Here is a 1,521-nt window from a genome sequence, read left to right as displayed (position 1 = left end):
AAAGGAAAAAATCCAGTTGTCAAGCTCATTGACAAGGTTTACCACACTGGGGTAAAGTTGATTGAGAAGGCAATGGCAGAGTTGGAAAAACAGATTAATCGACTTCCCCATTTGCCAAAGTGGTTTGTGGAAATCCCTTATCAACTCACTTAACTATTGGATCATCTTTTTCATGGAGTTCTCTTAAGGGAACGTTTAAATATAGGGCGGTTGCCGCAATAATTCGATCAGGTAAATCGGGAACATCCGAGCGCTCGATTCCTCCCATAGTAACCACAATATTGCGAGCGAGCGGGATTTCTATCAAAATAGAATTTTCCCTGTCCAGTTCCATTAACAATCGCTCTATTGTTTGAGCGGAAATCCGTCCTTTTTCAGCAAGATAGACAATTTCAGCCAGAGTAATCGAGGAAACAGCAACCGTATCTCCACTATTGCCAATTTGTTCGATGGTTTGTCGAGCCAAATTGGATAATCGTTGATCTGCGTAAAGATACCAGATAAATGCATGAGTATCTAAAACTGCTTTTAACACTTAAAGATCCTCTGCCGTAAAATCTCCCCACGCTTCTCGTCGGGTTTTATCGATATCTTCAGCCGAGGGAGCCTGTCCTAAATCGGCGCATATACCCCATAAAGAGGGACGGGGTTGATTAACTTCTGCCGATTCCGATGCCATTTCTGCGGTAATTTTTTCGATCAGTTGCCGTTTCTCGATTGCGGATAATTTTTCCGCCCACCGCATTAGCTCTTGTAGAGTCATATTTCTATCGCTTACCGCGTAAAGGAGTAGCTTTATAAGTTTTAACATAAGGAGAAGATACAACGCTTCCCCTTTGACAATCCTGACGCTAAAATATGGAAAAAACCCTCTAGAAAAAAACCTAGGTTGGGTTACTGTTACTCCTAACCCACCGCATCCAAGATCGAAAACAGAACCAACTAAATCCCGATCATTCAGGCAAGGTAAAGATGAAAAAACTCTACCCAATAATAACCGCAACTAGCCTAGTTTTTATCGCCTCTCTTGCTGGCTATCATCTACCAGCCACCGGCGATCGATCTCCCGTCAAGAAAATTCCCGTATTCATGCCGGATGATACAAAAGTATCTTTAAAAAATGGCACTTCTCTATCTGGGAGATTAATCAAGTTCGATTCCCAAGCAAAAACGATCGCTTTAGGGAGAGAATCAAAAACAAAAGAAGTGGCAATGAAAGAGATCAAACAGATAGAGTTTCAAGGGAAGGTTATTATCAAAAGCGGAACGCTTGTTATTCGTGGGGAAGAGAAATCAAGCAATCCAAAAGAGAATAGAAAACGCTGGCAGGAACCTTTACAGAATTTCAAAATTATTGATGTTAATGAAGGAAAAGCGGAAGGGGAGCATCCCAATTTTGCCATAAGTATAAATGCTTAGAGACTAAAAACGTTAGCTAAGGCAAAATAAAGAGAAACAATTAAACGGTAGAATCATGAATACAGACCAAAAAGAACAACTAGATCAACATTTAAAAGCCAT

General features: G+C 40.6%; 2 protein-coding genes and 1 pseudogene. 1 reads left to right on the top strand and 2 read right to left on the bottom strand.

Annotated features, from left to right (window positions below):
- Nucleotides 1-145: 145 nt before the first annotated feature.
- Both O9323_RS02745 and O9323_RS02740 read right to left on the bottom strand, forming a co-directional pair.
- Entirely contained in the window at nt 146-535 is a 390-nt protein-coding gene (locus O9323_RS02745) for a type II toxin-antitoxin system VapC family toxin (protein WP_130758074.1), read from the bottom strand.
- Complete coding sequence (locus O9323_RS02740; RefSeq protein ID WP_052588078.1) at nt 536-811, bottom strand: hypothetical protein; 276 nt, start codon at nt 809-811, stop codon at nt 536-538.
- Nucleotides 812-972: 161 nt separating this feature from the next.
- On the opposite strand from O9323_RS02740, the pseudogene O9323_RS02735 reads away from it, so the two are divergent.
- A pseudogene (locus O9323_RS02735) lies at nt 973-1,380 on the top strand (hypothetical protein); the annotation flags it as partial.
- Nucleotides 1,381-1,521: the final 141 nt, after the last annotated feature.

The sequence above is a fragment of the Microcystis sp. LE19-131.1A genome, from assembly GCF_027532015.1.
In the GTDB taxonomy this organism is placed as follows: Bacteria; Cyanobacteriota; Cyanobacteriia; order Cyanobacteriales; family Microcystaceae; genus Microcystis; species Microcystis ichthyoblabe_A.
Note: the sequence above shows the minus strand (reverse complement) of the source record. Positions and strands in the feature narration are given on the sequence as shown.

Coding starts and splice junctions, on each gene's coding strand:
- O9323_RS02740 (WP_052588078.1), bottom strand. CDS start 811: ATGTTAAAACTTATAAAGCTACTCCTTTACGCGGTAAGCGATAGAAAT.